This is a genomic window from Bartonella fuyuanensis (assembly GCF_014197255.1).
GTDB classification, from domain to species: Bacteria; Pseudomonadota; Alphaproteobacteria; order Rhizobiales; family Rhizobiaceae; genus Bartonella; species Bartonella fuyuanensis.
Genome location: NZ_JACIFE010000010.1, coordinates 52,370 through 60,073 on the forward strand (window position 1 = coordinate 52,370; position 7,704 = coordinate 60,073).

At 35.0% G+C, this 7,704-nt stretch carries 4 protein-coding genes and 1 tRNA gene; 3 read left to right on the forward strand and 2 right to left on the reverse strand.

Annotated elements, in window-relative coordinates; translation table 11 throughout:
- Window positions 1–118 precede the first annotated feature (118 nt).
- Together GGR08_RS05085 and gltX are read left to right on the forward strand one after the other, a co-directional pair.
- Window positions 119–1,780, forward strand: coding sequence for an NAD+ synthase (locus GGR08_RS05085; RefSeq protein WP_183194297.1), 1,662 nt, complete (start codon window positions 119–121; stop codon window positions 1,778–1,780).
- 10 nt (window positions 1,781–1,790) lie between these two features.
- Window positions 1,791–3,164 carry a glutamate--tRNA ligase gene (gene gltX / locus GGR08_RS05090; protein WP_183194298.1) on the forward strand — a complete coding sequence of 458 codons (1,374 nt, stop codon included), beginning with the start codon at window positions 1,791–1,793 and terminating at the stop codon, window positions 3,162–3,164.
- Between the two features lie 54 nt (window positions 3,165–3,218).
- On the opposite strand, the gene GGR08_RS05095 is transcribed toward gltX, so the two are convergent.
- Both GGR08_RS05095 and GGR08_RS05100 read right to left on the reverse strand, forming a co-directional pair.
- Entirely contained in the window at window positions 3,219–4,622 is a 1,404-nt protein-coding gene (locus tag GGR08_RS05095; protein WP_183194299.1) for a DEAD/DEAH box helicase, read from the reverse strand.
- A gap of 145 nt (window positions 4,623–4,767) precedes the next feature.
- Window positions 4,768–5,541 carry an NAD kinase gene (locus GGR08_RS05100; protein WP_183194300.1) on the reverse strand — a complete coding sequence of 258 codons (774 nt, stop codon included), beginning with the start codon at window positions 5,539–5,541 and terminating at the stop codon, window positions 4,768–4,770.
- 271 nt (window positions 5,542–5,812) lie between these two features.
- Here GGR08_RS05100 and GGR08_RS05105 point away from each other — a divergent pair.
- Window positions 5,813–5,889, forward strand: a tRNA-Arg gene (locus GGR08_RS05105).
- Window positions 5,890–7,704 lie beyond the last annotated feature (1,815 nt).

Sequence of the window (7,704 nt, forward strand, 5' to 3'; positions counted from 1 at the left end):
GTACCTAATATTTTTTACTTTACTCATTATAGCAGAAGAGAAATTTGTAAAAAGTGATATTTTGGGTGGTGGAAAATAAAGTTGTGATTGCCAAACTAATGAAGTGATACAAAGACTTATGAAAAATAATTTTCGGGTAGCAGTTGCCCAATTAAATCCTGTTGTTGGTGATATTGAGGGGAATTTTTCTCTAGCGGTTATGGCACATCAAAAGGCTAAAGAAGAGAGGGCTGATCTTGTTTTATTCTCAGAGCTTTTTATAAGTGCTTATCCGCCGGAAGATCTTGTTCTAAAACCTGCTTTTATAAAAGCATGTGAAGAGGCTGTTGGAAAATTAGCAAAAATAACACAAGAAGGACCAGGAATCGTCATTGGTCTTCCATTAAGACGGAGTGGAAAAATTTATAATGGTGTCATGCTTCTTGATGAAGGACGAATAAGTGCTGAAAGCTTGAAATTTGATTTACCTAATTATGCTGAATTTGATGAAAAACGTCTATTTTCTTCCGGTCCACGTCCTAGGCCTATTGTTTATCATGGAATCAAATTGGGAATAGTTATTTGTGAGGATATTTGGAATGATTTCTTTCTTACTACAGAGCTTAAAGAGAAAGGAGCTGAGATTATACTTGTCCTTAACGGTTCTCCCTACTATCGTAATAAAACGTTCAAACGTATAGACGTTGTTCGTACGCAAGCTTTACGATCTGGGGTGCCAATTATCTATGCTAATCAAGTTGGTGGTCAAGATGAGCTTGTTTTTGATGGGGGCTCTTTTGCATTGAATGGGCAAGGCAAAAAGGTATTTCAAATGAAACACTTTGAAAGACATATTGCTTTGAGTCATTGGCAGAAAACAGCGACAGGATGGAACTGTGTTTCAGGTCCTAATGAAAGGCTTCTCAATGGTTTAGCTGCTGATTATCAAGCTTGTGTTTTGGGTTTGAAAGATTACGTTAATAAAAACGGCTTTAAAGATGTTATTCTTGGTCTTTCAGGAGGAATTGATTCAGCACTTTGCACGGCAATGGCGGTTGATGCTTTTGGTGCTGAGCGAGTCCGCACCATTATGATGCCCTATCATTATACTTCACAAGAATCATTAAAGGATGCTAAAGAATGTGCTAAGCTTTTGGGATGTCGCTATGAAATTATATCGATTGTACAACCTGTTGAAGTTTTTTTGAATAGTGTGGCACCTATTTTTTTAGAGTTACCCTCTAATGTAACAGAGGAAAATCTTCAAAGTCGTGTACGCGGTACACTTTTAATGGCTCTTTCGAATAAATTTGGCTCAATGGTAGTTACGACCAGTAATAAGTCAGAAATGGCTGTGGGATATGCAACATTATATGGTGATATGAATGGCGGATTTAATCCTCTTAAAGATATTTATAAAATGCAGGTTTATGCCTTGTCTGAGTGGCGCAATAAAAATCACTTGCAAAATTTGAAAGGTCCAGAAGGAATTGTTATTCCATCCAATATTCTAGAAAAAGTACCTTCTGCGGAGTTGCGGGAAAATCAAAAAGATGAAGATTCTCTTCCGCCTTATCCTATTCTAGATGATATCCTACAATCTCTTGTAGAAAATGACATGAGTATTTGCGATATTGTTAAACGTGGATATTCACGGGAAATTGTTGAGAAAGTTGAACAGCTTCTTTATGCAGCTGAATATAAAAGGCGACAATCTGCACCTGGTGTAAAAATTAGTTACAAGAATTTTGGGCGAGATCGTCGTTATCCTATAGTCAATCGTTTTCGCGATAAAAATTGAGTGTTATTTTATGGTTAAAGTTCGTTTTGCTCCCTCTCCAACAGGTTATATTCATATTGGAAATACCCGTATTGCACTTTTCAACTGGCTTTATGCGCAAGCGCATAAAGGAGAATTTATTTTGCGTTATGATGATACAGATATTGAGCGTTCTAAACAAGAATATATCGATGCTATTACTGTTGATCTTGAATGGCTTGGTATTCAACCAGATGCAATTTATTTCCAATCTAAGCGATTTAATCGATATGATGAAGTGACAGAAATTTTTAAACAACGTAGACTTCTTTATCCCTGTTATGAAACAGCGGAAGAATTAGAACGGCGTCGTAAAATTCAACTTTCACGCAAATTACCTCCTATTTATGATCGTGCAGCATTAAAGTTGACAGCAGAAGAGAAAAAAAAATTTGAATCACAAGGCCGTAAGCCTCATTGGCGTTTTCTTCTCCCTAATTTTGAAAATAATCCTTTGCAAACAAAGCGAACAGAAATTTGCTGGAATGATGCAGTAAAGGGAGAACAGACGATAGATTTGGCTTCTCTTTCAGATCCTGTTCTTATTCGTGAAGATGGAAGCTATCTTTATACATTGCCGTCTGTTGTTGATGATGTAGATATGGCCATTACGCATATTATTCGTGGTGATGATCATATTGCAAATACAGGTGTTCAGATTGCTCTTTTTAAGGCTCTCAATGCAGAGTTACCTGTTTTTGGTCATGTCAATTTATTGGCAACAGTTTTTGGAAAAGGACTTTCAAAACGCAATAATGATCTTTCTATTCGTTCTTTACGAGAAGAGGGATTTGAATCTATAGCTGTTCAATGTCTTGCTGTTTTGATTGGGACATCACAAAATGTGCATCCCTATCCTCATCAGGCAGCGCTTTTAGAACATTTTAATTTACAAGATATATCAAGATCGATTGCAAAATTTGATATTGCTGATCTTTGTACTTTGAATAGTCATCTTGTCCATGAATTAACCTATGAGGAAGTTAAAACGCGCCTTAAAAAACTTTCGATTGAAGGAGGTAAGGCGGAGCATTTCTGGAACACAATCAGGAGAAATATTGATAAAGTCAAGGATGCTGTCTTTTGGTGGAAAATCATTCATGACGAACAAAATTTTAATACAGTAGCACTAGAGGATCGCACATTTGTGCAACAGTCACTCAATTTGTTACCTGAAGGTGAATTGAAGGATGAAAGTTGGCAAGTTTGGACGACAGCGTTAAAAGAAAAAACAGGTCGGAAGGGAAAAGCTTTATTTATGCCATTGCGTCAGGTACTTACTGGTATGGATCATGGACCTGAAATGGGGAAACTTTTGCAGCTTTTAGGGCGGGAAAAGGTAATAGAAAGACTCTCTAAGAGATAAGAGCAGTTTTAAAAAAATTATTCATTTTACATTTACAGAGAGTAAAATATGAGTCTATCTGCGCATTTTTATTAGCATGAATGCAGGAATATCATCACCAAATCCAAGGGGCGCGTAATTTTTATCTTTTCGAGGGCGCTGTGGCTTGGATAGGTTTTCTTTATTCTGTATGTTTTTGATATAATCTATTTTATTCTCTTTTACAGTTTTTTTGAAGTGTGCAATAGGCTTTTGCGGAGAAGTTTTCTTTGATGATTGCCGAGTTTTTTTCTTTACAACGCTATCTTCTGTTTGATCATCGGTTATTAAAGTTGAGAGATCTCCATTGAGCCATTCAATTTTTTCATTACTCATTTCCTCAATGGCATTGATATATTTTTGATCAGCTTTTGTGACGATTGTAAAAGCTTTTCCACGACGATTTGCCCGCCCAGTACGACCAATTCGATGAATATAATCTTCAGCATGTGTAGGAACATCATAATTAAACACATGACTTACTGCTGGGATATCGAGTCCACGGGCAGCAACATCTGAAGCAACCAAAAGCGTAAGTTTATTATTTTTAAAATCAGCTAAGGTATTCATGCGTGAATATTGATCCATATCTCCATGAAGTGCCCCTACATTAAAGTTATGTTTGATGAGCGACTTAAAAAGTTCAGAGATATCTCTCTTTCGATTACAGAAAATAATAGCATTTTGAAGTTTAGAACCTTCATTTTGAATAAGTTCTCGTAAAACCGCTCTTTTATCCCATGATTTATTTCCAGATTTGACAAGCCGTTGTGTAATTGTGGTTGCTGTTGAGGATGCTTTTGTAACTTCAACAGATACAGGAGAATGTAAAAATTTTTTCGTTAGCTTTGTGATTTCTGGCGCCATTGTTGCAGAAAAGAACAAAGTTTGACGCGTGAAAGGGGTTAGTTTACAGATTCGTTCAATATCAGGAATAAAGCCCATATCCAACATGCGATCAGCTTCATCAATAACAAGGATTTCAACGCCCATTAGGAGTAATTTACCACGCTCGAAATGATCGAGAAGACGTCCTGGTGTTGCTATAAGAACATCAGCCCCTCGTTCAAGTTTACGATCTTGGTGTTCAAAAGAAACACCACCAATTAAAAGAGCAACATTTAAACGATGATTTATTCCGTATTTATCGAAATTTTCTTCAACTTGAGCTGCGATTTCCCGTGTTGGCTCTAAGATGAGCGTACGGGGCATTCGTGCTCTTGCACGACCTTTTTCAAGGAGAGTGAGCATAGGCAATACAAAAGAGGCGGTTTTACCCGTTCCCGTTTGAGCAATTCCTAGAACGTCTTTTCTTTGAAGAACATGAGGAATCGTTTCACTTTGAATGGGTGTTGGAGTCGTATATCCCGCTGATTTTACCGCATTAATAACTTTTGCGGAAAGGCCCAAATCATCAAAACTGTTTAAAGACGGTATCATTTTTTATCAATGCTCTATGATTTAAATTTCGCTATCTAAATGATGAGTATAATTAATCCTCTACACTCTTAACGAGAGTTTAAGATATTTTTATAAAAAATCCAACTATAACAATCATATACACATAAAACGCATAATACAATCATTAATAGCGAAATTGTTCTGATAAAATGCGCTCATCCCATGAATGTTTTGAGTCAAAAAGAATTGAAACTGTTACTTCTGTTGCCATTGAAATAGTAACCGAATGGACAGATTTAACTTCAACATTATCAGCAGCAGCGTTGACTGGGCGTTTGTTAGGTTCAAGTATATCAAAGCGTACTGTTACTGTATTGGGAAGCAATGCCCCATGCCATCGGCGAGGGCGAAAAGGGCTAACAGGAGTGAGAGCCATAAGAGGAGCCATAAGAGGTAAAATAGGTCCTTGTGCTGATAAATTATAGGCAGTTGATCCGGCGGGTGTAGCGACGAGGACACCATCACAACTTAATCGTTCCATGCGTACGTTGTTATCAATGGTGATACGAATTTTTGCTGCTTGATAAGATTGTCGAAAGAGGGATACTTCATTAATTGCAAGCGCCTCGATGGATCCTTGACGTTCAGTTTTTGCAATCATGCGTAGGGGATGGATTTCTTTTTTATGTGCGACAGCAATACGATTAGGTAATTTTTTTTCATGAAATTCATTCATAAGAAATCCTACAGAACCTTGATTCATGCCATAAATAGGTTTGCCTGTATTCATGACGTCTCGTACGGTTTGTAACATTGTTCCATCACCACCGATTGCAACAACAAGATCAGTTTCTTTCAGAGAAGAATGACCATAAATGGAAATTAATTTACGGGTAGCTTTGATAGCTTCTTCAGTTTCTGCGGAAATAAAATGAAAGCGGCTTGGTAATGTAGTCATTTAAAAATTATCCTGATATTTATAAATTATATTGTAACTTATTTGGGGGGAGTTTTGAAGTTGTAATGAAAAAGCTTTTTTATAATAAAAAGAGTATTGAAGATAAAAAGAAAAGCTATTTTAAGATAAAATATCATTTTAGAAAAGTAAGAGAGGAACGTAGTTAAATAATTTACAAATAAGTAATTTTTTTATTAGAATGATAATTTAACATTGAAGCTAAGAGTATGATTGGTTAAAAAACTATAATTGATTTAATAATCAGTTTGAAGCACCCGTAGCTCAGCTGGATAGAGCGCTGCCCTCCGAAGGCAGAGGTCACAGATTCGAATTCTGTCGGGTGCACCAATTTTTTCAAATTCATATCATCTTAAATAACAATATCACCAAAAAAGAAGCAGATTTCCTTTTCATGAAAATGGTCATTTAAATTGTATGTTAAGTTTTATGGCAAATAAGCAAATGATTTGAAAAGAAGTAAAATTTATGACTGTAGACATGATTTTTCAGCTAGCCATTTTAAATATTCAAGATAAAAAAGAAAAACTATCTAAATGCGCTTTCAATTTAACTGTAAACGTATATAACATAAAAGTACATTTAATTTAATATATTCTTATACACTTGATTCAGTGATATTGACAGCAGACCGATAAATTAAATACACTATTTCAATTATCAAATAGATGGTAAAATCCGCTTTTATTCTTGGACTAAAGGCGTTACTAAGACGGAAGTCAAAGTTAAAAATTGCAATGGGGGAAAAGTTATCGTCAAGATTTGAATTGTTGCAAAATCACTGTATTTAGTACGGTTATTATGTTTTGGAGGATAAGGATCGGGTGTTTTCTCTATACATCAGTCTTGACAGTTATGTTGGATGAGGAATTATTTATCTTTAAGCACTTAGATAATTATGGTAGTTATGTAGTTGGGAGTATGTTTTTACGTTTGACAGAATTAAGAATATATTCCTTTCTCCTTGTGTGCTATTTAGTGTGGCTATAATAACGGGTGCATTTAATTATTTCCATGGCGTTAACAACAAATTTTTACTGAATCATTTTGATCCGTATATAGTAAAGTTTTCTCATTCCAAATCTTTTCAGATTGACTCAATAAAAATTATTTTTTGCACATCATAAGTGAGGCTAGTGTGTGAGTAAAAACTGTATAAGAAAGGATTGAAATGCCTCTTATGAACCGTCTTTATGCAAGGGGTGTCAGCAATATTGGGAGTTGGAAACTATAATGATGGTGTTGGCTTGCTTCTTCACAAACGTAAAGATAGAGGTATTCAATGGATTTTACAGTATGCTATTCACGGGTACTGCCGTAGAATGGATTTAGGCGCATTAAGATATATCTCCTAAAAAAATCCGTGAATTAGCACCTTAACTGGTGTTCTGTTTTATATGAGGGGTGTGAATCCATTAAAGAACGTGAGAAACAAAAGCCTGAAGCAATGCACAATTTCTCCATTATTTAAAAGGTATTGCTCTAAATACTTTTGAATGTTGAAAAGCTGAATTAATAAGATGATGGTAAGGCTAGAGGCTGGTTTTCATCTTTTACAATTTTACATTTTACCAAAATTAAACTGCATTTTCATTTCAGAAATTACCTAAATAGAGCTACATAATGTTCTTGCTCCAAGCTGGGATAAAATTTTACCAGTGTTCGTACAGGATTGATGCATCTGAATCTTAACCACAAATATGCTGCGACCTTAGGGTACTTTTAATTTATAGGCAACAAGAACAAGCAAAAACTTTAATTAAGTAAACAACGATCTAAAGTTAAAAAATTCTATGCAATAAATTCAGAGAACAAAATCGAATTTTTATCTAAAGCTTTGTGAAACAACGACTATAACATATTTAGCTTCATGTTTACTTATTTTTACAAACGTTCGTATATATTTTTTGCGCTATATTCATAAAGATCAAATTGACGGTAATCTATAGATAATTCTTGGTTAAGAATACGAAAGAAAAGTATGATACTACAGTAGAGTTTTACCTGTCTTTATTTTATAATAGAATACGACAGTATACATAAAAACATAATAAAGTCAATAGCTTGTATGGAATTATTTTATATGAATCCACTTAAGAATCCATCCTTTTATGTATGATTCATTTGACCATTTTTTATATAAGA